The following is a 21,708-nucleotide window of genomic DNA, read 5'->3' as shown; positions in this document are numbered from 1 at the left end:
CGTGGAAACTGGCTGGAGACACTCATGCGGACGCCGCACGCCATTCTGATCCTGACGCTTGCGGTTGCGGGCTGTTCCGATATCGGTCTGCGCAATCTGCGCGCGCCGGGGCAGGGCCCGGATGAGTTCTCGGTGCTGCCGGTGAAGCCGCTGACCGAGCCCAAGGATTACGCCTTTCTGCCAGCTCCCACGCCGGGCGGTGCGAATCTGACCGATCCGAACCCCAAGGCGGATGCGGTCGTTGCACTGGGCGGCAAGGAAACGGCGCTGAACCCCAATGGGGCGATCCCCTCGGGTGATGCGGCGCTGGTGACGGCGTCCAGCCGCTATGGTGTTGCCGCCGATACGCGGCAGGTGCTGGCTGAAGAGGATGCGGCCTTCCGCAAGCGGCAGGAACGTTTCACCCGCCTGCGCTTGTTCCCGGTTGATCGCTACGCGCAGGCCTATCGGCGTCAGGCCATCGATGCCAACAACGCCAACGAGGCCGCGCGCCAGCGCGGGATCGAGACACCTTCGGCCCCGCCGCTGGAATGAAATCTTCTTAACTTTCCGTCATCGGTCTTGAACGCAGCCTGCACCACCGTAGTTTGAACGTCAGGAAACAAACGGAGGATGCCCCATGGTTCGGGCCCTTGCCCTGTCGGCTGCCCTGCTGACCGCGACCCCTTTGTGGGCCAAGGAAGGCCACGAGGCGGTCACAACCTTCACGCTGGACAACGGCATGGATGTCGTCGTGGTCGAGGATAACCGCGCGCCTGTTGTGCAGCATATGGTCTGGTATCGGGCCGGATCGGCGGATGAACCGATCGGATCGTCCGGCGTGGCGCATTTTCTGGAACACCTGCTGTTCAAGGCCACCGACGATCTTGAGGCCGGAGAGTTTTCGGCCACTGTCGCGGCCAATGGTGGCAATGACAACGCTTTCACCTCGTATGACTACACCGCCTATTTTCAACGCGTCGCCGCCGACCGGCTGGAGTTGATGATGCGGATGGAGGCGGACCGGATGCGCAACATCCGCCTGACCGAGGACGACATCGCTACCGAGCGCGACGTCATTCTGGAGGAGCGCAACCAGCGCACCGAAAACAATCCCCGCGCCCTGTTCGGTGAACAGATGAATGCGGCGCAATATCTAAACCACCGCTACGGCGTGCCGATCATCGGCTGGAAACACGAGATGGAGACGCTGGACATGGAGGACGCACTGTCCTTCTACCAGATCCACTATTCGCCCAATAACGCCATTCTGGTCGTCACCGGAGACGTGGACCCCGATGAAGTCCGGACCCTGGCCGAGAAGTACTATGGCGTGATCCCGGCCAACCCAGACCTGCCGGAACGGGTGCGGTCGCAGGAACCGCCGCAAACCTCGGCGCGGCGTCTGACGTTCAAGGACCCGCGCGTGGCACAGCCTTACGTGCAGCGCAGCTATCTGGCCCCCGAACGCGACGCGGGCGCGCAAGAGAAAGCCGCCGCGCTGTTTCTGCTGGCCGAGTTGCTGGGCGGCAGCACGACCTCGTATCTGAACGAGAAACTGCAGTTCGAGCAGCAGAAGGTTGTCTATGCCGGGGCGTTCTATCGCGGCGTGTCGCTGGATGACACGACGTTTGATCTGCTGGTTGTTCCGGCCGAAGGGGTTTCCCTGCAAGAGGCCGAGGATGCGATGGATCAGGTGGTGGCGGATTTCATCGCCGAAGGGGTGAACCCCGATGATCTGGACCGGATCAAGATGCAGTTGCGCGCTGCGCAGACCTATGCACGGGACAATGTGGACGGCATCGGCAACCGCTATGGCCGGGCGCTGACCAGCGGTCTGACGGTCGAGGATGTGCAGGCCTGGCCCGATATCCTGCAGGCCGTGACCGGGGATGAGATCATCGCCGCCGCGCGCGACGTGCTGCAACCCGAAACATCCGTCACCGGCTGGCTGATGCGCGACGATGAGGTGACGCAATGAAACGGATTTTCGCAACCCTGATTGCTTTCGTCATCGCGCTGCCCGCCTGGGCCGAGATCGAGATTCAAGAGGTCACCTCGCCCGGCGGCATCACCGCCTGGCTGGTCGAGGATCACGCCATCCCCTTCACCGCGCTGGAGCTGCGCTTCCGCGGCGGCACCTCGCTGGACGATCCGGACAAGCGCGGTGCGGTCTATCTGATGAGCGGTCTGATCGAAGAGGGCGCGGGCGAGATGGACGCCCGTACCTATGCGCGCCAGCTGGAATCGCTGGCCGCCTCGTTCAGCTATCGCGCGACGGATGACACCGTGTCGATTTCGGCGCGGTTTCTGACCGAGAACCGGGACGCGGTGATCGACCTGCTGCGCATCACCATCCACGAACCGCGCTTTGATCAGGATGCGATTGATCGGGTGCGCGCACAGGTGATCTCGGGCCTGCGGTCGGACCGGACCGATCCGAATGACATTGCCGGGCGGAATTTCGCGGCGATGGCCTATGGCGATCATCCCTATGGGACCGAGGGCAAGGGGACGATCGAAAGCGTCTCGGCCCTGACGCGCGACGATATCGTGACCGCCTATAACGACGTGTTTGCCAAGGACCAGCTCTATGTGGGCGCCGTGGGCGACATTACCGCCGAAGAACTGGGCGCGTTGCTGGATACGCTGCTGGCCGATCTGCCCGATACCGGCAAGCCGATCCCCGGCAAGGCCGAGGTCAACATTCCCGGCGGCGTCAGTGTGGTCGAGTTCGACACGCCGCAATCGGTGGCTCTGTTCGGTCATGCGGGGATCGACCGCGACGACCCCGACTTCTTTGCCGCCTTCATCCTGAATCACATTCTGGGCGGGGGCGGGTTCGAAAGCCGTCTGATGCACGAGGTGCGTGAAAAGCGTGGACTGACCTATGGCGTTTCGACCTTCCTTGTGCCCAAGGATCTGGCCTCGGTCTATCTGGGCTCGGTGTCCTCGGCCAATGACCGGATTGCCGACGCGGTTGAGGTGATCCGCGCCGAATGGGCCCGTGCCGCCACCGAGGGCGTGACACAGAAGGAACTGGACGATGCCAAGACCTATCTGACCGGAGCCTATCCGCTGCGGTTTGATGGCAACGGCCAGATCGCCGGGATCATGGTGGGGATGCAGATGGAAGACCTGCCCATCGACTACATCGCCACCCGCAATGACAAGGTGAACGCGGTAACGCTGGATGAGGTGAACCGGGTGGCCGCGGAATTGCTGGATCCCGAGGGACTGCATTTCACCGTCGTGGGCAAGCCCGAAGGGCTGGAAACCACGAACTGACCAACAGGGGCTGAGCCGGTGCTCAGCCCTTTTTTGCCTCGCGCAGCATCTGCCCCATCATCTGGCCAAACTTGCCGGACCCGCGCTGATACAGCGCGCCATCGACCGCCAGTACCGTACCGCTGACATAGCTGGCCATGTCCGAGCTGAGAAACAGGCAGGCATTGGCGACGTCCTGCGGTTGCCCCCACCGGCCCAAGGGCACGTCACGGCGCAGCGCCTCGCCCGCATCGGGTGTGGGCGCAAGGCGTTTGGCCCCTTCGGTACCCTCGATGAAACCGGGCACGACCGAATTCACGCGGATGCCCTCGACCCCCCATTCCATCGACAGCGTCCGGGTGATCTGATCGACCCCGGCCTTGGCGGCGCAGACATGGGCCTGACCTTCATAAGGCAGATAGGATTGCGGGGCCGAGATGTTGATGATGCTGGCTCCGGGCCGTTTCAGATAGGGATAGGCGCCCTTCATTACGTGGATCGTGCCCATCAGATCGATGTCGATCACCGTCTTGAACGCATTGACCGACATCTCCGCCGCCAGCGCCGGAAAGTTGCCCGCCGCGCCCGAGATCAGCACGTTGAAATCGCCAAACACATCATGGAATTGCTTCAGGCCAGCGGCCACCGCGTCCGGCTCGCGCACGTCAAACGCCGCACCGGTCGCATCCTGCGCGCCGGCGGCTTTCAGCGCGGCGATGGTATCGTCCACCTTGTCCTGCGACCGGCTGGCCACGGCCAGCTTCGCGCCTGCGGTGGCAAAGGCCTCGGCAATGCCTCGGTTGATGCCGCTGGTGCCGCCGATGACGATGACTGTCTGTCCTGAAAAATCCATATGGGCCTCCCTGACGGGAGCCCTACTCGCCGTAGGGCACCCAGATGTTCTTCACTTCGGTCGCAGCCTGCAGGAAGCGGCGCGAATGGTCCACGGTCCAGTCAAATGCCGTCGCGTTATTGACCCATGTGCGCTTGAGGTTCCCGGCGGATGCCTTTTCGATCTGCGCCGACAGGTCGGTGGACGAGAAGGACCAGACCGCATCCACATTCAGATGCGAAGCCAGCGGTCCGGCCAGTTCCGCATGGCTGCCGGTCAGGATGTTGACCACGCCTGCGGGCACGTCCGACGTCTCGAGAATCTGATAGAAATCGGTCGCCGCCAGCGGGTAGGGCTCGGATGCGGCCAGCACCACCCGGTTGCCCATCGCAATCGCCGGAGCCAGGGCCGAGACCAGACCCAGCAGCGGTACGTCATCGGCGCAAAGCGCACCGATCACGCCCACTGGTTCTTTCATCGCAAGCGCCACGCCGCGGATCGGAACGCCATGCACCTGACCATCATACTTGTCGGCCCAGGCCGCAGCGGTGAACAGGCGCTGAATTGCGGTCTCGACCTCTTGCGCGCCGCCCTTCTTGCCGGTCATCGCGTCGATGCGCGCGGCAAACTCGCCCGCGCGGGCCGAGAGGTTCTCGCCGATGTAATACAGAATCTGCGCCCGCAAATGGCCCGTGGTCTTGGCCCAGCCTTTTGCGCCCGCCGCGGCCTCGACCGCGTTGCGCACATCCTTGCGGTTGGCCAGCCCGACATGACCCAGCAGGCCCGATTTGCTCCAGACAGGTTTTGAATAGCCGCCATCGGGCCGCGCCTGCTTGCCGCCGACATACATCTTGGCGGTCCGGTCGATGGGATCAACCGAGGCCCCCTGACCCGAAGCCGCCTCGACCTTGGTCAAAGCTTTGGCCTTGCCCTTGGGCCGGGTATAGGCCGCCAGCCCTTCCCAACCGCCCTCGCGGCCAAAGCCGCTTTCGCGCACGCCGCCGAACCCGGCAGCGGCGTCGAACAGGTTGGTGGCATTGACCCAGACCACGCCCGCAACCAGCTTGGGTGCGATGTCCAGCGCCAGGTTCACGTTCTCGGTCCATACGGTCGCGGCCAGCCCATAGCGGGTGTTGTTGGCCAGTTCGACCGCCTCGGCCGGGGTGCGGAAGGTCGACGATACCAGCACCGGGCCAAAGATCTCCTCCTGCATCAGCGGGTCCGAGGTCTCGAGCCCGGTGATCAGCGTCGGAGGATAGAAACACCCGTTCTCGGGCATGTCACAGGCGGCGCGGTGCATCTGGCCCACGGTGTTGCCGTCAACCATCCGCGTGATCGCCTGCAGTTGGATCGGGTCCACAACCGCGCCCACGTCGATGCATTTGTCCAGCGGATCGCCCACCCGCAGCTTGTCCATCCGCGCGCGCAGTTTGTCATAGAACCGTTCGGCAATGCCCTCCTGCACCAGCAGGCGCGAGCCCGCACAGCAGACCTGACCCTGATTGAACCAGATCGCGTCGACCAGCCCCTCGATGGCCGAGTCGATATCGGCATCGTCAAACACCACATAGGACGACTTGCCGCCCAGCTCCAGCGTCAGCGCCTTGCCTGACCCGGCGGTCGCCTCGCGGATACGCCGCCCGACCGAGGTCGAGCCGGTAAAGGCGATCTTGTCGACATCCGAGGCCACGATCATCTCGCCCACCGCGCCGTCGCCGGTGACGATGTTGACCACGCCCTTGGGCAGCCCGGCCTGTGTGCAGATATCGGCAAACAGCAATGCGGTCAGCGAGGTATATTCAGCCGGTTTCAGAACCACCGTGTTGCCCATCGCCAGCGCAGGCGCAACCTTCCACGCCAGCATCAGCAACGGGAAGTTCCACGGGATGATCTGGCCGCACACGCCCAGAGGTTCGGCATCGGGTAGCTCACTCTCCATCAGCTGTGCCATGCCCGCGTGATAGTAGAAATGCCGCTGGACCAAGGGCACGTCGATATCCCGCGCTTCGCGGATCGGCTTGCCGTTGTCGAGGCTTTCCAGCACAGCGAACAGTCGCGCATGTTTCTGCAGCAACCTTGCGAGCGCATAAAGATACCGCGCCCGGCCCGCGCCGCCCAGCCCGGCCCATTTCGGCTGCGCCTTGCGCGCGGCGGCCACGGCGGCATCTACCTCGGCCTGCGTGGCCTGGGTGAGCGTGGCCAGAACCTCGCCCGTTGCCGGGTTGCGGCTGTCAAAGCCCTTGCCGGGCTTGGTGAAGGCCCCATCGATGTAATGCCCGAACCGGTCGCCCTGATCGACCAGCCAGGCCAGCGCCTCGGCGGCGCTTTCGGGGGCGGGGCCATAGTCCATGGTGTCGAAGATTTCTTTGACTGTCATTGTTTTGCCCTCAGCCCATGGAGTGACGATAGCCAGCCGAGTAAGCCCCGGTGACATAATGTTCCAGCTGCCGCTCGATATCGCCCAGCAGCGATGATGCACCGAACCGGAACAGGTCCGGTTCCAGCCAGCGGTCGCCCAGTTCATCCTTGATCAGCGACAGATAGACCAGTGCGTCTTTGGCTTTCGAAATCCCGCCTGCGGGCTTGTACCCCACGCGGTATCCGGTGCGGTCATAATAATCGCGGATCGCCCGGATCATCACCAGCGACACCGGCAGCGTCGCGTTCACACTTTCCTTGCCGGTCGAGGTTTTGATGAAATCCGCCCCCGCCATCATGCACACGACCGAGGCGCGGGCCACGTTGCGCAGGCTGCCCAGCTCTCCGGTCGCCAGAATGGCTTTTACATGGGCATCGCCGCAGGCGGTGCGGAAGGCTTTCATCTCATCATACAAAGCCTGCCAGTCGCCCGACAATACATGGCGGCGCGAGATCACGATGTCGATCTCCTCGGCACCGGCTTTCACGCTTTCCTCGATCTCGGCCACGCGCAGGTGGAACGGTGACAGACCGGCCGGGAAACCCGTGGAGACGGCGGCCACCGGAATGCCGGTGCCCTTTAGCGCCGCAACGGCGGGTTCAATCATGTCGTGATAGACGCAGACTGCGCCGGTGGTGATCGGCGGCATGTCAAGCGCCTGCAACAGCGCGGGCGAAACGGGCTGGCGGGCCTTGGCGCACAAACGGCGCACGCGGCCCACCGTGTCATCGCCCGCCAGCGTGGTCAGGTCGATCATCGTGATCGCCTTGAGCAGCCACGCCGCCTGATAGTCTTTCTTCACCGACCGCCGCCCCGGCAGGGTCGCCGCGCGGCGTTCAATGGCCGAGGTGTTGGCCTGAACGGCGCGCACCCAGTCCACATCCAGCGCCATGCCCGGATTGCGGGGCTCGGTCACTTGTGGCAGATGCGCGGTGCGCACGGGGCTTTCTGAGCTCTGCGTTTCCATCTTCACATCCTTTGGGAGGTTTGCGCCAAAATCGCATGACATGCCGTGGAATGGAAGACACAGGGCACCACCGATGGGCATCTTTTTTGACCAAATGGACAAAAACAGGCGATTTATTGCGAATAATTCTCAATAGCATTGACTTAGTTGCGAATGGTTCGCATATTCAGTCTTACCACATCACATGACTTGGGGTTGAACATGATTCGTCGCAGCTTCATAGCGGCTTTGGCCTTTGCCGTAACGTTGCCCGTGACCGGGTGGGCCGAGGCGCCGCTGAAAGTGGTCGCCACCACCGGCATGATTGCCGATGCGGCCCGTCAGGTCGGCGGCGATCTGGTCGAGGTCAAGGGCCTGATGGGCCCCGGCGTCGATCCCCATGCCTATCGCCAGACCCGCAGCGACATCGTGGCGATGACCCGCGCCGATCTGGTTCTGTGGCATGGCCTGTATCTTGAGGCGCAGATGGAGGACTTCTTCCATGACCTCGGCCGCAAACGCGCCGTGGTGGCCGTGGCCGAAGGTATCGACACGTCGAAACTGCGCGCTCATGACGATTACGCCGACAAATACGACCCGCATCTGTGGATGACGCCCGACCTGTGGCGCGATGTGGTGATCGAAGTGCAAACCGCCCTGACCGAGGCCCGCCCCGAGGCCGCCGACAGCTTTGCCGCCAACGCGCAGGCGCATTTGGCTGATCTCGACCGGTTGTCGGCCTATGCACAGCAGACGCTGGGCGCAGTGCCGGACAATGCGCGGGTGCTGGTCACGGCGCATGATGCGTTCGGCTATTTTGGCGACAGTTTCGGGTTCGAGGTGATGGGCATTCAGGGCATCTCGACCCAGTCCGAGGCCGGTCTGAACCGGATCGGCGAACTGGTCGATCTGCTGGTCGACCGTCAGGTCTCGGCTGTGTTTGTGGAAAGCTCGGTCTCTGATCGTTCCATCCGCGCGCTGATCGAAGGGGCTGCGGCCAAGGGGCATGAGGTCCGCGTGGGCGGTGAGCTGTTCTCGGACGCGATGGGCGAGCCTGGCACTTACGAGGGCACATATGTCGGGATGCTGGACCATAATATCACCGTGATTGCGGGCGCTTTGGGCGCGGACGCGCCGGGCGGTGGCATGGACGGCAAATTGTCGGCGGGGTTTTAGGCCATGTTGAAACTGGCATCGGATCAGGGCGTAGCGGTCGCGGGGCAGGGCGTTGAAACCAGCCCGCTGGCCATTCGTGGCCTGACTGTTTCCTACGGTCAGAAACCCGCAGTGTTCTCGGTCGACATGACCGTGCAGCCCGGCGCGATGACCGCGATCATCGGCCCCAATGGTGCGGGTAAGTCGACGCTGCTGAAAGCGGCGCTGGGGATCGTCAAACCTCTGTCCGGACAGGTGACGGTTGATGGCAAACCGCTCGGGCAGCAGCGCGCCCGCATCGCTTACGTGCCGCAGCGTGCCAGTGTGGATTGGGATTTCCCGACCCGCGTGATCGACGTGGTGCTGATGGGCCTGTCGCGCGAGTTGGGTCTGCTGGGCCGCGTTCGTGCCCGGCACATGGCGCGCGCGATAGACTGCCTGAACCGCGTTGGAATGCATGATTTCGCCGACCGCCAGATCGGTCAGTTGTCCGGCGGCCAGCAGCAGCGCGTGTTCTTGGCCCGCGCACTGGCGCAGGGGGCCGATCTGTATCTGCTGGACGAACCCTTTGCCGGGGTCGATGCGGCCACCGAAAAGGCCATCATCGCGGTCCTGAAATCGCTGAAAGAGGCGGGCAAGACCGTTGTCGTGGTGCATCACGATCTGGCCACGGTAACCGATTATTTCGACCATGTGTTCCTGATCAATACCCGCAAGGTAGCCGAAGGCCCCGTAGCCGAGGCCTTCACCGCCGAGACCCTTCAAGCCGCGTACGGAGGCCGTCTAGCCACCGCGCAGATCGACCAGATTTCGCGCGCGCTGGGCTAGGTCATGTTGTGGGACGCGCTGACCCAGCAGCTTGGCTATAACGCTACGCTGGTCGCCATCGGTGCGAGCTTGCTGGGCGTCTCTGCCGGGGTGACCGGCACATTCCTGTTTCTGCGCAAACGCGCGCTGGTCAGCGACGCGATCAGCCACGCGACCCTGCCGGGGGTCTGTCTGGCCTTCATGGTGTTGGTCGCGTTGGGCGGTGACGGGCGCAATCTGCCGGGCTTGCTGGCGGGATCTGCCCTGTCTGCATGGGTCGGGTTGCTGTGCCTGAACTGGCTGACCCGCCGCACACGTCTGGCCGAAGATGCGGCGATCGGAGCGGTCCTGTCGGTGTTCTTCGGTTTTGGCATCGTTTTGTTGACGATCATTCAGACCATGGGCGTGGGCCGTCAGGCTGGGCTCGAAGGGTTCCTGCTGGGCTCGACCGCCGGGATGCTGTGGGCCGATGCGCTGGTCATCGCCATCGGAGGGGCGGCGACGCTGGCGCTGGTGATGATCCTGCGCCGTCCGATGACGCTGGTGGCGTTCGACCCCGAATATGCTGCCGCCCGGGGGCTGCCGGTGCACCGGATCGATCTGGCAATGATGGGGCTGGTCATGGCGGTGACCGTGGTGGGCCTCAAGATCGTCGGCCTGATCCTGATCGTCGCGCTGCTGATCATCCCGCCCGTGACCGCGCGCTTCTGGACCGAACGCTCGGACCGGGTGGTGCTGCTGGCCGGTCTGGCGGGCGGTCTGGCCGGGTATCTGGGGGCGGCGCTATCGGCCTCGGCCCCGAACCTGCCCACGGGGCCGATCATCGTGCTGGTCAGCTTTGGTTTCTTTGCCCTGTCGCTGCTGCTGGCCCCGGTGCGCGGCGTGCTGGCCGCCGTGCTACGCCACCTGCGATTCCAGCGCCGGGTGCATATCCGGCAGGGGCTGCTGGCGCTGGCGCAGGGGCAGACGATCTATGAACCGCTGACCATCCGCTTGCTGCGCCGCGCCGGGCTGGCCCGTGCCGACGGCGTGGCGACCGAGACGGGCAAGGCCCGCGCCGCCAAGGCCCTGCGGGATGAGAAGCGCTGGGAAATCGTCCGCACCGATCAGGCGCATGAGGCGACCGCCGCGCTCTATGACGGGTTGCGCGATATCGAGACCGTACTGACCCGCGACCAGATTGCCGAAATCGACCGCCGCATCGGCGGCCCGCAAGGGGTTCTGCCATGAGTGGTGAAGAATTCGTCCCTCTGTCGCTGACGCCCCTGTTGATCGGCACCTTCGCGGCGATCGCCTGCGCGCTGCCGGGCAACTTTCTGGTGCTGCGCAAACAGGCCCTGATCGGTGACGCGATAAGCCATGTGGTGCTGCCGGGCATCGTCGTGGCCTTTCTGCTGACCGGAGCGATCTCGACCTGGCCCATGATGCTGGGCGCGGCGGGCGCTGCCGTGGTCGCCGTGGTGATGATCGAGGCAATCCGGCGGCTGGGCCGGATCGAGCCCGGCGCGGCGATGGGCGTTGTGTTCACCACCATGTTCGCAGGCGGTGTGCTGCTGCTGGAGCAGACCGACACCTCGACCGTGCATCTGGATGTGGAACATGCGCTGTATGGCAATCTGGAGAGCCTGATCTGGCTGGACGCAACCGGTTGGGCCTCGGTGCTGGACCTGCAGGCGCTGGCCGGATTGCCGCCCGAGTTGCCACGCATCGCGCTGACGCTGGTGGGCGTGATCCTGTTCACTTGGTTGTTCTGGCGGCCCCTGAAGATATCCACGTTCGACGAAGGCTTTGCCCGCACCATTGGTATCCGCACCGGCCCGCTGGGTCTGGCGCTGATCCTCACCGCGGCGATCGCTGCGGTGGCGGCGTTTGACGCCGTCGGCTCGATCATCGTTATCGCCATGTTCATCTGCCCGCCCGCCGCCGCGCGGATGATGACCAACCGGCTGGAGGCGCAGATCGCCTGGAGCGTCCTCTTTGCCATCCTCTCCGCCGTATTGGGTTATGTGCTGGCCGGCTACGGGCCGCTCTGGCTGGGTGGCGCTGATGCGGTCAGCGCGGCGGGGATGATTGCGACGGTGTCGGGGCTGATACTGGCGGCAACGGCGGTCTTCGGTCCCTGCCGCACCCGATCCGGTGCACCCGGGGCGGCTTGACCCGGCATTTTTGTGCCAATTGCGCGCGCAGGAGATCGGCCAAACTCTGCCGGATGGAAACAATCGTTAAATCTTAACAAGATTTATTCCGGTTTACATGCTACAAGTCCTTCAATTGTTAAATGGATGACCACCACTCACTTTGGCTTGTCCGGGCAGTTCTGACCGTTGCCGCGACCCCCTTATTGGCATGGTGAAACTGTCCGGACGCCTCATTTTCGGGCTCTCACTCCTTATCAAACCGGTGGCAGAATCGCACAGGCTTGTGCTAGGTCTGGTGGTATGGCGCAGGCAAACCCCAATATCAGCGAAAATCGCCCGGTGATCCGGCAGCTTGACGATGCTGCGATCAACCGCATTGCCGCCGGTGAAGTGGTGGAACGCCCAGCCTCGGCGGTCAAGGAACTTGTCGAAAATGCCATCGATGCCGGGGCTACGCGCATCGCCATCGACATCGCCGACGGCGGCAAGACCCTGATTCGCGTCACCGATGACGGGTGTGGCATTGCGGCCGAAGATTTGCCTCTGGCTTTGTCGCGCCATGCGACGTCCAAGATCGATGGCTCGGATTTGCTCAATATCCACACATTTGGCTTTCGGGGCGAGGCGCTGCCGTCGCTGGGCGCGGTGGGCCGTCTGACCATCACCAGCCGGGTGCCGGGTGCCGAGGCGGCGCAGGTTCGCGTGGCTGGCGGGCAGATGGAAGCGGTGAAACCCGCTGCACTGCGCTCCGGCACGGTGGTCGAACTGCGCGATCTGTTCTTTGCTACGCCTGCGCGGCTGAAATTCATGCGCACCGACCGGGCCGAGGCGCAGGCGATCTCGGATACGGTCAAGCGTCTGGCGATGGCTGAACCTGCGATCACCTTCACCCTGCGTGATGTATCGGGCGGGGGCGAGGGGCGCGTGACCTTCCGCGCCGACCGCGAGAATGGAGATTTGTTCGACGCCTTGCACGCCCGCCTGGCGCGGGTGATCGGACGCGAGTTTGCCGAGAACGCCCTGCGCATCGACACCACGCGTGAGGGGATCAGGCTGTATGGCTACGCTGCGCTGCCGACCTATTCGCGGGGCGCAGCGGTGGCGCAATACCTGTTTGTCAATGGCCGCCCGGTGCGGGACAAGATGCTGACCGGAGCGCTGCGCGCGGCATATTTCGATTTCCTCAGCCGTGACCGCCACCCGGCGGCCGCGCTGTTCATCGACTGTGACCCGACGCTGGTGGATGTAAACGTTCACCCCGCCAAATCCGAGGTTCGGTTCCGCGATCCCGGCATCGCGCGCGGGCTGATCGTTTCGGCCTTGCGGCATGCGCTGGCCGAGGCCGGTCACCGGGCGTCCTCGACCGTGGCCAATGCGACCTTGGGCGCGATGCGGCCCGAGACCGCACCGACCGCCCCCGCGCGGGTCTATCAGATGGACCGCCCCTCGCCTGCCGCACGGCAGGCAGCGTACCGGGCCCAGTCCCCTGGCTTTGCCGAACTGTCGCAGGATTACAGCGGTCGCATTGTCGAACCCGCGCCAGACCCCGCACCCGTCGCCGAGGCTCCGGTGGATGATTTGCCCTTGGGGGCCGCGCGCGGGCAGGTGCATGAGAATTACATCATCGCCCAGACCGCCGATGGCATGGTGATCGTTGACCAGCACGCAGCACATGAGCGTTTGGTCTATGAAAAGCTGAAGGCCCAAATGGCCCAAAACGGCGTCGCGGCGCAGGCGTTGTTGATCCCGGAAATCGTGGAACTGTCCGGAGGCGACTGTGCCCGTCTGATGGCTGTTGCCGACGATCTGTCGCGCCTCGGCCTGACGCTGGAACCCTTCGGCGGCGGAGCCATTGCCGTGCGCGAAACTCCGGCCATTCTGGGCGAAGTCGATGCGCGTGCGATGATCCTCGATATCCTCGACGAGCTGGCGGATCAGGGCGAAAGCCAGACAGTTCAGGCACGGATCGAGGTGATACTCAGCCGCGTGGCCTGTCATGGCTCGGTCCGGTCGGGCCGCCGGATGCGGGCCGAAGAAATGAATGCCCTGCTGCGTGAGATGGAGGCGACGCCCCATTCCGGCCAATGTAACCATGGGCGCCCGACCTATGTGGAACTCAAGCTCAGCGATATCGAGCGTCTGTTCGGGCGCAGTTGATCCCGGCGCGCGACCGGGCTATGAAGAATAAAACAAGAACATCTGAGGCGACATGATCGAGATTGCTGGAACCCAAGTGGCGCTGAACGACCCTGTGATCCTGGCCGCAGGCGGCGTTGTGGCGCTGATCCTGCTGCTGCTGTTTCTGTCTCTGCGCGCGGCTAATCGCTCGGCCCGGATGGCGGAACCTCTGGCGCGGCAGATGGCCCATCTGGGTCAGCATGTGCAGCAATTGGGTCAGGGTCAGGAGCAGTTGCGCGGCGGGTTGCAGCATGTCTCGGACACGCAGGCCAATGCACAGGTGCAGGTGATCCAGACGGTGGAATCGCGCCTGTCCTCGGTGCAGCAGCAGATGAACGACCGGCTGGCGGATAATGCGATGAAATCGGCGCGCGCCTTGGCTGAGATGCAGGAGCGGATGAAAGAGACCCTGCATGGCTCGTCAAAACAGACTGCGACGTCTCTGACGCAATTGCAGGAGCGTCTGGCGGCCATCGACAAGGCGCAGGACAATATCACCAAATTGTCGGGCGATGTGTTGTCTCTGCAGGATATCCTGTCGAACAAGCAGCGACGCGGTATGTTTGGTGAGATTCAGCTGAACGATATCGTCTCCAAGGCACTGCCCGCCGACAGCTATTCGCTGCAGGCCACCCTGTCGAACGGCAAGCGTGCCGATTGCCTGATTCACCTGCCCAACCCGCCGGGACCCATCGTCATCGACGCCAAATTCCCGCTCGAGGATTTTGAGGCGCTGGCCGCGGCCCAAACCCGTGAAGAGGTCGACAAATGCCTGCGCGCCTTTGGGGCGGCGGTAAAGGTGCATATCAAGGCGATATCCGAGAAATACATCCTGGACGGCGAAACCGCCGACGGCGCGCTGATGTTTGTCCCGTCCGAGGCGATCTATGCCGAGCTGCACGCGCGCTTACCGGATGTCGTGCGCGAGGGGTTTGCGGCGCGGGTGTGGATCGTGTCGCCGACCACCTGCATGGCGACGCTGAACACCATGCGCGCGATCCTGAAAGACGCGCGGATGCGGGAACAGGCGGGCGCGATCCGTAAAGAGCTGGGCATGTTGCACAAGGATGTGGACCGGTTGGGCGACCGTGTGTCCAACCTTGACCGGCATTTCGGGCAGGCGGCCAAGGATATCTCTGAAATCAAGATCAGCGCCGAAAAGGCCGGGCGTCGGGCGCAGCGGCTGGACAATTTCGATTTCGAGGAACTGGCCCCCGAGGATCACACAAACGTGGTGCCACTGGGCAAGACCGAGGGTTAGGCGCTACTGGATCGACAGGTCCAGATTGTAACCGACCGTCTTGCCGGTATCGCGATCATTGCCCATCAGGTAGACGCGGATCGTGTAATCCCCATCCTCGGGCAGGTCGATCCGGGCGGTATTGCCGTCAATCGAACCATTGTAGATCGCAACACCGTCGCTGCCCGGTGGCAGGATGTTGAAATAGATTACACCATTGCCGTTGGTGTCGCTTACCTTGAGGTCGGCAAACATCTCTTGCCCCGCCTTCGCGCCCAGCTTGTAGTCGAAATATTCGTCACCGATGATAGTTCCGTTCACCATCGTCCCGAAATTGCCGGGCTGGAACTTTACGTCGGCGGTCATCTGGGCCGACACGCTGCTGGCGCAAAACAACAGACAGCATGACAGGGTCAGGGGTTTGATCATGACAGCGACCTCCGTACGATCAGATACGTCCGCTGCAGTCTATCACAGTCGATCAGATGCGCAGGAACGGTTGGAATAGGCGCGGCATCAGTTTGGTGAACTTCAGCGGTGCGTCAGTAACCGCGAAACAGATGCAATCCTCGGCCATGTCCGCGACCGGGGTGTGGTGCAGGTCCTCGTCGGCGATCTCGACATCGCCGCGGGCAAAATGGTCGACCTCGTCCGAGAACGCGCCCTGCAGGACCATGGTCAGCTCGGTGCCATGGTGGCTGTGATCGGGCACAGCCGCGCCTGCGGGGATAAACAAAAGCCGGGCGGTGGCCTCGCGCGTGGTGGGCAGGATGGCCTGTTTGACGCCCATGCCGATGGGCTTCCATTTGATCGCGGTCACATCGCCGCCGACATAATCCCGCAGCGGGGCGGGCAGCACCGAACAGGCGGGGCGTGTGGGTCTGGGTGTTGGCGCGCCCTGCGCAATCAGCGCCATGGTCGCTGCTAGCGAATCTTGCCCCATTTGGGCCGAACCGGGCTGTTCGTCCAGCACGCAGCCGCCCACCGCATCAAAGCTCTCGGCCCGGGCGCGGCAATGGTCGCAGAGCGACAGGTGCGTGGCGACCATCAGGTCGAAGGCCTCGGGCAGGTTGCCTGCGGCATAGGCCATCAACAGGTCATCTGTCAGGTGATGTTTGATCGTTTGTTCCATCATCTTCATCTCAGTTCATCGCATGGCGCAGGCGGTCCAGCGCCAGCCGTATCCGTGATTTGATCGTGCCCAGTGGCAATCCGGTCTGAGATGCGATTTCCCGATGGCTCAGATCACCAAAATAGGCTTTCTCGATCAGCTGTCTTTGCGCCTCTGGCAACGCGGTCAACGCGGTGCGCAACTGCGCTGTTTCTTGTCGTAGTGCCAGAACGTCTTCTTGTTCCGGCTCGGCTTCGGGGCCCCATCCCAGATCTTCGGGCTCGGGGCGGCGTTGTTTGCGGATCACGTCGATGCGCTTGTTCCGCGCGATTGTGAACACCCATGTGGCCACGGTGGCCCGTGTCGGATCGAACAGATGCGCCTTGTGCCACAGGGTCGCCATCACCTCTTGCGCGCATTCCTCGGCCATCGTGGCGTCGGACCCTGACTTCATCAGGAACGCCTTGATCCGGGGCGCGAAATGCTGAAACAGCTCGGCAAACGCCGCCTGATCCTGCGCATCGCGGATGCGTTTTACATGATCCGCCCAGTCCTGCCGCGTGTCACATATGTTCTTCGATCCGTTCACCGGCCTGCCCCTGCTGCGTCTGGGTCCGCGCATGGCACGTTTCGGAGCAGCCTCGGCCGCCGGTTCGTCCAGAGTCACGGTGTCAGTCTCGGTAAACATAATCACAATACGCGGCGCAGCCCAAGCCGGATCAGTTTGCAGGCTTATTTTCATCCAAACTGCGCTAGGTATCGTAATATAGAACAGGTGCATGTGTGGAAAACAGCGCCGTTTGAACAGTTTACGGGCAGATCGGAAAACATGGACCGGGTCGATCATATAGCGGGTCATACCTATCACGGGCGCAAAGGCGCGATCGAAAATGCGTTTCGCTATTCGGTCGACTACATCCTGTTCGATCCCGAGGCGCGGCCCGAGACCCCGGCGCTGTTTTCGCTCAACCGCCGCAACCTGACCAACTGGCGGGACCGCGATCATGGCGGTGAGCCCGGTCAGGGCCGCGGCGCGGTCTGGCTGCGTGAACGGTTTGACGAGCAGGCGGTGCCGCAACCTGCGCGAATGGCGTTGCTGACGCAGCCGCGCGTGTTGGGTCATGTGTTCAACCCGGTCAGCTTCTGGTTCTGCTTCGATGAGGCAGATCACCTCTATGCGGTGGTGGCTGAGGTGACGAACACCTACGGCACGCGCCACAGCTATCTGTGCCACAAGCCTGATTTGTCGCCGATCGAGCCGACCGACCGGATTTTGGCCGACAAGCTGATGCACGTTTCGCCGTTTCAGCAGATCGAAGGCACCTATACCTTCCGTTTCGACTATCGCCCGGACCGGGTGGGGGTTTGGATTGATTATGGCCGCGAACGGGGCGGGCTGATCGCGACGCTGACCGGGGTGCGTGCGCCGTTGAGCGACCGGGTGATCCTGCGCTCGCTTTGGCGGCGGCCCTTCGGGGCGCGGCGGGCGGTGTTCCTGATCCATTGGCAGGCGCTGAAGCTGTGGCTCAAGAAGGCGCGGTTCAGCCCGTTTCGCACGGCCCCGGTGCCGGATCGGCCTGTTTCACGCTCGCGCCAGTAAACATCGCCGGCTTGCGTAAGATCAAAGACGGGTGTCTTCTGGCGTGGTTCAGATAAGTCTGAACCGCGAAGACGAGGAGTTGGGACAGATGTTGGAAATCTCGGCAAGAAAAATCGCCCAGGTCGCCATGATGGGGCGCGAGCTGGATCGGGCCGAGGGCGAATTGCGTGCGTTCATCGATCGGATGGGCGAGGATGAGCAGGCGGAACTGGTCGCAGTCATGTGGATCGGTCGCGAGAGCTTTTTCGCCGAAGACCTGGCCGAAGCCATCGCCACCGCCAAATCCGAGGCCTCGACCCCTTGCGCGGATTATCTGATCGGCACGCCGCATCTGTCGGATCACCTTGAGAACGGGTTGGATGCCTTGGGAATCTCGGCAGAGGATGTCGAGAACGATTTGATGTAGGTACCTGCGGGCGCGTGTCGGAGTGAGGGGCCAGCCCCTCGCGCTCCCCGGGATATTTATGGCCAGATGAAGGATCGCGTTTTTGCGGTCTTTTTTGTTGCTTGCAGTTGAGGTCTGTTTACTTGGCGCGGGCTTTCGAAACGGCTGGTGGATCGGGCGGGCAAGGTTAACGAACCTTAATCTATCGGTCGGGTGCCGTTAACGCGGGCCTCCTTTATCTGATGTGTGAAGGGAAACACAATTCAGATTTGGAGGACGTCTGATGACATATGCACAAACTGCTGAGGTTCAGAAGAAACCGTTCTTTTGGGGGCTGTTCGACACCTATGCCGAAGCGAAGGTTGAAACCTTTCGCCGCAAGCGGCTGGCTAAGACCATTCGCGATCTGGAACGTCTGAGCGATCGCCAGCTGCAAGATATTGGTGTCCCGCGGGGTGAAATCCGGCAGCAGGCCTATCAAAGCGTATATCATAACCGACCCTATCGGGCGCAGGGCTGAGCCTGCGGCCTTGCCGTTGCCAACAGGAGGAGGTGAACCATGCTGGATACAAGCCAGACTTGGGATCAGTGCCCTTTGAGCAGTGCGTTGGTGTTGTTCGACCGGGCGATGCAAATGCGTGCGATCAGGCGAGACATCGTCAGCGCGGCTCAGGAGTTGAATCGGTTATCTGACCGCGAGCTGTCGGAGCTGGGGATCAATCGCGTCGATATCGAAGCGGTGATTGCGCAATTCATCTGAGCGCGCATCGCAGCAGCAGCCATTCCAGATTAGCTGGAATGGCTGTTTTTTGTTTTAACCAAGGTGATCCACGATCTGCAGGTGCTGTGCCAGCCGGTCGATCTGGGTCATCCAGCCCTGCACCAGCTTCGGGTCACTTGGGGCGGCGTGAACGCCCGCCGGGATGGCGCGGGTCAGCACTGCTTCGACGGCCAAAGAGACCGGGACCGATACCAAGCGCGCCATCGCGGTGCCGCGCGCGTCGCCCCAGGCATCCATGACATAGGTCTTGTGCCATACTTCGGTGCCACCGCGTTCGGCTTTGAGGCCAACGCACAGAACCACCCGGTCCGGCTCGCCTTCGTCATAGGCGTTTTCTGCCCAGAACTGATCCGACATCTCTTTGAGGCGGGCATCGCCCTCTGGGCCGGACAACGTTTCGATTTCGGCAAAAATGTCCGACCAGGCATCGGCCCAGCCGTTCAGGCGCAGGGTGCCGCGGACGAATTCCTTGACGGTCCAGTGATCCTCGAACTGGTACTCGGCCATGAAGGGCAGCGAGTCGCGGTTGGGATAGACCTCGAAGCTTTCCGGGGTTGGCAGCGGCGCGATGTAGCTGGTGATCGCGTCCCACGGGCGGGCGACGTCCAGCGGGGCATAATCGCGGATGGACTTGGACGGCGAGCGCAGTGCTTTGAGCACGCCCAGCGGGGACCAGCTGAACTTATAGCGGAACGGGTTCGGGTTCTTGGGGATGCCGCCGCAATAGGAAATGAAGCTCAGGTGGTTTTGCGCGTCGAACGCGTCTGAGGCGCGGTAATCCGCCACCAGAGCATGCGCCATCAGGTGGTCGATGCCGGGGTCCAGCCCGACCTCGTTGACCAGTGCCACGCCAGCCGCGCGCGCGGCAGCGTCCAGCGCGCGCATTTCGGGGGCGATGTAGGATGATGACACGAAATTGGCCTGTTTCGAGATGGCCAGTTCTGCCAAAGGCACATGCCAGTCGCCGGGCAGCATCGAGACGATGACATCGCCCTTTGCCAGCACCGCGCCCAGAGCGTCGATGTCGAAAGCGCGGATGTCGCCGGTCAGGTCTCCGACCTCGGCGCGGGCTTTGTCGATGGTCCGGTTCCAGACGGTGACATCATGCCCGCCCTCGATCAGACGGCGCAGGCCGGGGATGGCGGACAGGCCGGTGCCGCACCAGTGAATCGTCATCGCTCAGATCCCTCTCATATGGGTGTTATAGGTTGCCTCTGCCCGGCCCCAGACGCCGCTGCCCGGATCGGTCAGGGACAGCAAGGACGGCAGCAGCTGCGCGGCATAGTCTTCCGAACTTTCGACCGGCAGCATTGAGGGCAGGTTGTCGATGGCCATGACATCCATCACCGGATCAGCCGCCACACGCAGGGCGGGCGCGTCCCATGTGGTTGCGCGGTCATAGACGGGAACCGGGTTGTAGTCGCTGTCCGGGTCGCAGGCCACGTCGCCGATGGCCGTCAGGGTGCGCGGGGCGGTCAAAGCCTCGCGCGGGACAAAGACGGGTGTGCCGGGGCGGGCGAAGATGCAGTTCAGGAACAGATTGTGATTCAGGATTTCGGGAAACGGCCCGCCGCTGGCGGTTTCAGCCATGTCCCATTTGGTGACGTGAACACCCATCGCCTGACACAGATCGGCGGCACCCGAGCCGACGCGGCCCAGGGCTCCGATGACGATGGCGGTTGGGCGGTTTGCGCCGATGGCGTCAAGCTCGGCCCGAAGTTCGGCATTCAGCGCATCCTGACTGGGGTAGACGCCAACCGCAGGGCATTGCGTGCCCCGTTGCTGCGCAGCCCATGTTTTCAGGGTGACGGCGGCCCCCGCATACCCGGCCCAATAGCCAAAGGCAGCGACCCGGCGGCCATCTTCGTCCACCAGATATTCCAGATCATAGAGTGTGCCGCCCCCGGCCTTGAACCGCTGCAGCAGCGCGCGGCCAGAATGTTGACCCTTGAACGCATGGCCGAACATGATGTGGCGATGGGGCAGGGGCGTGCCATCCTCGGGCAGTTCCTTGAGGCCGAAAATGACCGCGTCCAGCGGAGCCTCGGGCCAGCTGTTCTCAGCCGCAATCTCGCAGCCCGCCTCCCTGTAGCCGTCAATCGGAATGGCGCGGACATGGCTTTCCTCGACCGTCACCCGCAGACCCGCCGCGATCAGTGCGGCGGCCCCTTCGGGGGTCAGCCCGACCCGTTCCTCGTTCTGGCGCTGCTCGGCCCGGACCCAGAGATGTGTCATTGCTATTCCTTTATGTCAGAGCATTCCGGCGGCACGCACCGCCTGAACCGAAGCCCGCGCCTCCATCGTCTCGCGGAAGGCGATGATCTTGGGAAAGGCCGAGACATCTACGCCGTCGCCTTCCAGCCAGCTGCACACCACATAGAGATAGGCATCCGCCAGCGAGAACGCGTCTCCCAGTACAAACGGCCCGCGCAATCCGCCGGATACGATATAGCTGCAGGAGGCGGTCATCGTCTCGGTCACTTTTCCGGCCATGTCCTGCCAACTGGCTTCATTGTCCGCCCAACGGTGGCCGCGCAGCTTGTGGGCGTGGTTCACATGCATGGTCGAGGCGAGGTAATACATCACCTCGCGCATCCGCGCTGCCATCACCGGATCATCGGGGACCAGCCCGGCTTGCGGCGCAACTGCCGCGATGTAGTCCAGCAGCGCGCCGGTTTCGGTCAGGATACCTCCGTCCACCACCAGCGCCGGAACCCGGCCCTTGGGGTTGATCTGCTTGTAAGCGGGCTTGGTCTGCTCACCCCCGGCAAAGTCCAGCCTGATGGCTTCGTATTCCAGCCCGGCCTCTTCCAAAGCAATCGCAACGGCAACCGAGATCGTACGGGGGGCGTAATAAAGCTGCATTCAAG

Annotated in this window: 22 protein-coding genes; 13 read left to right on the top strand and 9 right to left on the bottom strand. The window is 63.1% G+C overall.

Annotated features, from left to right (window positions below; translation table 11 throughout):
* The first annotated feature begins 24 nt into the window (after positions 1-24).
* The 3 genes from ACR0J1_RS06785 (at position 25) to ACR0J1_RS06775 (ending at position 3,267) form a co-directional block, all read left to right on the top strand.
* Entirely contained in the window at positions 25-534 is a 510-nt protein-coding gene (locus ACR0J1_RS06785) for a DUF3035 domain-containing protein (RefSeq protein WP_480731642.1), read from the top strand.
* A gap of 85 nt (positions 535-619) precedes the next feature.
* Positions 620-1,960, top strand: a complete 1,341-nt coding sequence (locus ACR0J1_RS06780; RefSeq protein ID WP_480731641.1) for a M16 family metallopeptidase — start codon at positions 620-622, stop codon at positions 1,958-1,960.
* The gene (locus ACR0J1_RS06775; protein ID WP_480731639.1) at positions 1,957-3,267 is read left to right on the top strand and encodes a M16 family metallopeptidase; all 1,311 of its coding nucleotides are present in this window, start codon (positions 1,957-1,959) and stop codon (positions 3,265-3,267) included. The genes ACR0J1_RS06780 and ACR0J1_RS06775 overlap by 4 nt, the downstream gene beginning before the upstream one ends.
* 22 nt (positions 3,268-3,289) lie before the next feature.
* Here ACR0J1_RS06775 and ACR0J1_RS06770 read toward each other — a convergent pair whose 3' ends face one another.
* The 3 genes from ACR0J1_RS06770 to deoC are packed head-to-tail and all read right to left on the bottom strand — an operon-like array spanning position 3,290 to position 7,464.
* On the bottom strand, positions 3,290-4,099 hold the full coding sequence (locus ACR0J1_RS06770; protein WP_480731637.1) for an SDR family oxidoreductase: 810 nt from the start codon (positions 4,097-4,099) through the stop codon (positions 3,290-3,292).
* 22 nt (positions 4,100-4,121) lie between these two features.
* Positions 4,122-6,455 (bottom strand): aldehyde dehydrogenase family protein, encoded by a 2,334-nt coding sequence (locus ACR0J1_RS06765; protein WP_480731635.1) that lies wholly within the window; start codon positions 6,453-6,455, stop codon positions 4,122-4,124.
* Between the two features lie 10 nt (positions 6,456-6,465).
* Complete coding sequence (gene deoC, locus ACR0J1_RS06760) at positions 6,466-7,464, bottom strand: deoxyribose-phosphate aldolase (RefSeq protein WP_480731634.1); 999 nt, start codon at positions 7,462-7,464, stop codon at positions 6,466-6,468.
* A gap of 201 nt (positions 7,465-7,665) precedes the next feature.
* Here deoC and ACR0J1_RS06755 point away from each other — a divergent pair, with 201 nt between their 5' ends.
* The 6 genes from ACR0J1_RS06755 (at position 7,666) to ACR0J1_RS06730 (ending at position 14,982) form a co-directional block, all read left to right on the top strand.
* Positions 7,666-8,619 (top strand): metal ABC transporter solute-binding protein, Zn/Mn family, encoded by a 954-nt coding sequence (locus ACR0J1_RS06755; protein WP_480530378.1) that lies wholly within the window; start codon positions 7,666-7,668, stop codon positions 8,617-8,619.
* A 3-nt stretch (positions 8,620-8,622) separates the two neighbouring features.
* Positions 8,623-9,426 (top strand): metal ABC transporter ATP-binding protein, encoded by an 804-nt coding sequence (locus ACR0J1_RS06750; RefSeq protein ID WP_480731632.1) that lies wholly within the window; start codon positions 8,623-8,625, stop codon positions 9,424-9,426.
* Between the two features lie 3 nt (positions 9,427-9,429).
* Positions 9,430-10,635, top strand: coding sequence for a metal ABC transporter permease (locus ACR0J1_RS06745; RefSeq protein WP_480731630.1), 1,206 nt, complete (start codon positions 9,430-9,432; stop codon positions 10,633-10,635).
* Positions 10,632-11,561 carry a metal ABC transporter permease gene (locus ACR0J1_RS06740; protein WP_480731629.1) on the top strand — a complete coding sequence of 310 codons (930 nt, stop codon included), beginning with the start codon at positions 10,632-10,634 and terminating at the stop codon, positions 11,559-11,561. The genes ACR0J1_RS06745 and ACR0J1_RS06740 overlap by 4 nt, the downstream gene beginning before the upstream one ends.
* Positions 11,562-11,843: 282 nt before the next feature.
* Positions 11,844-13,700: a DNA mismatch repair endonuclease MutL gene (gene mutL / locus ACR0J1_RS06735; RefSeq protein WP_480731627.1), complete on the top strand. Its 1,857-nt coding sequence runs from the start codon at positions 11,844-11,846 to the stop codon at positions 13,698-13,700.
* A 52-nt stretch (positions 13,701-13,752) separates the two neighbouring features.
* A complete protein-coding gene (locus ACR0J1_RS06730) occupies positions 13,753-14,982 on the top strand; it encodes a DNA recombination protein RmuC (RefSeq protein WP_480731625.1) in 1,230 nt (409 codons plus the stop codon).
* 3 nt (positions 14,983-14,985) lie between these two features.
* On the opposite strand, the gene ACR0J1_RS06725 is transcribed toward ACR0J1_RS06730, so the two are convergent.
* Genes ACR0J1_RS06725 through ACR0J1_RS06715 form a run of 3 tightly spaced genes read right to left on the bottom strand, consistent with a single transcriptional unit; the run spans position 14,986 to position 16,760 of the window.
* Complete coding sequence (locus tag ACR0J1_RS06725) at positions 14,986-15,390, bottom strand: hypothetical protein (RefSeq protein WP_480731623.1); 405 nt, start codon at positions 15,388-15,390, stop codon at positions 14,986-14,988.
* Positions 15,391-15,442: 52 nt separating this feature from the next.
* The gene (locus tag ACR0J1_RS06720) at positions 15,443-16,093 is read right to left on the bottom strand and encodes a ChrR family anti-sigma-E factor (RefSeq protein WP_480732144.1); all 651 of its coding nucleotides are present in this window, start codon (positions 16,091-16,093) and stop codon (positions 15,443-15,445) included.
* Positions 16,094-16,103: 10 nt separating this feature from the next.
* A complete protein-coding gene (locus tag ACR0J1_RS06715) occupies positions 16,104-16,760 on the bottom strand; it encodes a sigma-70 family RNA polymerase sigma factor (RefSeq protein ID WP_480732142.1) in 657 nt (218 codons plus the stop codon).
* 141 nt (positions 16,761-16,901) lie between these two features.
* Here ACR0J1_RS06715 and ACR0J1_RS06710 point away from each other — a divergent pair, with 141 nt between their 5' ends.
* The 4 genes from ACR0J1_RS06710 to ACR0J1_RS06695 all read left to right on the top strand — a co-directional run bounded on the left by ACR0J1_RS06710 (position 16,902) and on the right by ACR0J1_RS06695 (position 18,817).
* Entirely contained in the window at positions 16,902-17,672 is a 771-nt protein-coding gene (locus ACR0J1_RS06710; protein ID WP_480731621.1) for a DUF1365 domain-containing protein, read from the top strand.
* 88 nt (positions 17,673-17,760) lie between these two features.
* Positions 17,761-18,078 carry a DUF3775 domain-containing protein gene (locus ACR0J1_RS06705; RefSeq protein WP_170408475.1) on the top strand — a complete coding sequence of 106 codons (318 nt, stop codon included), beginning with the start codon at positions 17,761-17,763 and terminating at the stop codon, positions 18,076-18,078.
* A 262-nt stretch (positions 18,079-18,340) separates the two neighbouring features.
* On the top strand, positions 18,341-18,577 hold the full coding sequence (locus tag ACR0J1_RS06700) for a DUF1127 domain-containing protein (RefSeq protein ID WP_480731620.1): 237 nt from the start codon (positions 18,341-18,343) through the stop codon (positions 18,575-18,577).
* Between the two features lie 39 nt (positions 18,578-18,616).
* Positions 18,617-18,817, top strand: coding sequence for a DUF1127 domain-containing protein (locus ACR0J1_RS06695; protein WP_480731618.1), 201 nt, complete (start codon positions 18,617-18,619; stop codon positions 18,815-18,817).
* Positions 18,818-18,871: 54 nt separating this feature from the next.
* On the opposite strand, the gene ACR0J1_RS06690 is transcribed toward ACR0J1_RS06695, so the two are convergent.
* Genes ACR0J1_RS06690 through ACR0J1_RS06680 form a run of 3 tightly spaced genes read right to left on the bottom strand, consistent with a single transcriptional unit; the run spans position 18,872 to position 21,703 of the window.
* On the bottom strand, positions 18,872-20,014 hold the full coding sequence (locus ACR0J1_RS06690; RefSeq protein WP_480731617.1) for a saccharopine dehydrogenase C-terminal domain-containing protein: 1,143 nt from the start codon (positions 20,012-20,014) through the stop codon (positions 18,872-18,874).
* A 3-nt stretch (positions 20,015-20,017) separates the two neighbouring features.
* Positions 20,018-21,073 (bottom strand): saccharopine dehydrogenase, encoded by a 1,056-nt coding sequence (locus tag ACR0J1_RS06685; RefSeq protein ID WP_480731615.1) that lies wholly within the window; start codon positions 21,071-21,073, stop codon positions 20,018-20,020.
* A 15-nt stretch (positions 21,074-21,088) separates the two neighbouring features.
* On the bottom strand, positions 21,089-21,703 hold the full coding sequence (locus ACR0J1_RS06680) for a glutathione S-transferase family protein (protein ID WP_480731614.1): 615 nt from the start codon (positions 21,701-21,703) through the stop codon (positions 21,089-21,091).
* Between the last annotated feature and the right edge of the window lie 5 nt (positions 21,704-21,708).

The organism is Ruegeria sp. CJ3 (assembly GCF_056536725.1).
The sequence above is the reverse complement of the archived record's forward strand: the minus strand, read 5'-3'. Positions and strand labels throughout refer to the sequence as shown.